The organism is Bradyrhizobium sp. IC4059 (assembly GCF_020193615.1).
Lineage (GTDB): Bacteria > Pseudomonadota > Alphaproteobacteria > Rhizobiales > Xanthobacteraceae > Bradyrhizobium > Bradyrhizobium yuanmingense.
This window is the reverse complement of sequence record NZ_JADYVH010000035.1, coordinates 1-992: the sequence shown is the minus strand read 5'-3', so window position 1 is coordinate 992 and position 992 is coordinate 1. Positions and strand designations below refer to the sequence as shown.

The 992-nt window shown below is 65.1% G+C and carries 1 protein-coding gene; it reads right to left on the bottom strand.

Annotated features, from left to right (window positions below; all coding sequences use genetic code 11):
* Window positions 1-177 precede the first annotated feature (177 nt).
* A partial coding sequence (locus tag I6F12_RS36960) for an FAD-dependent oxidoreductase (protein ID WP_225158539.1) occupies window positions 178-992 on the bottom strand: 815 nt, incomplete at its 5' end.

Below are 992 nucleotides of genomic sequence, written 5' to 3'. Positions count from 1 at the left end.
TTGTCGCCCCCAATCCGAATGACGTCTCCCGCTATTTGCTCCGTCGGGCAAAACAGGAGCATAGTGGCATCATCGCAGGAGGTCGGACAGGCAGGGCTTTGGCCCGGGTCTCTTGAAGGCGTCTGCCGCCGGAGGGTGCGCGTTTTGTGCACTGTCAACGCAACATCCAGCACCCGCTCAGGCGAATTGAGAATAGCGCGAGAGCCGAAAGAACGGTTCTGCCTGGTAGGACGGATCGGTGGCAAGGCGCGCAAGCCTTTGCCCGATGGCGGGCGCGAATTTCGCACCATGGCCTGAACAGGCGGAGCAGACGATTAGGCGGGACTCCGGCCAGCGATCGATGATGAATTCCTCGCCCGCGTCTAGCCGGCGGTCGGCGGGCGCGGTGTTGGTGTAGAGGCAGACGTCGCGATCGATGATGGGCCCGGCCGCACCCGGAACGAGGGCGGCCAACGCTTCGCCGACCGGGCGGAGTTCACCATCGGTGGCGTGCGGACCCCAGTCGTCGGGGCCGACCACGGGCCCGTGGTTGTGAGGCGCAGCTTTGACGCCGCGCTGTTCGAAGTCCGGAAAGCCGTAGACCGTGTCGTTCGGACCTCGGTCTAGTATGAAGATCGGGAAACGACCGAGCGCCACGCTGTCCGGGCTAGCAGGCGCGAACCAGCCGACCGCCTGTCGGGTCACGTTGAGCAGCGCGGCTAGTCTCGGGAGTGCGCGACCGAGCCATGGGCCAAGCGCCAGAATCGCGCGCTCGGCGAAGAACTCTTCGGTATCCGTGCGGATCGACACGCCGTCGTGGCGCGGCGTGAAGCTCGCGCGTTCCGGAATCACGCGGTTCCCGGCGCATTCGCGCATCAGTTTCATGACGACCTCGGTATGCAGGATCGCGCCACCGTCCTGCACGACGACGTCCCAGTCGTCGGGCAGGCTGAAAGCCGGAAATAGCTTGTTCGCTTGAGCCGCGGTCAACATCGGATCCGGACGCCCTTTCG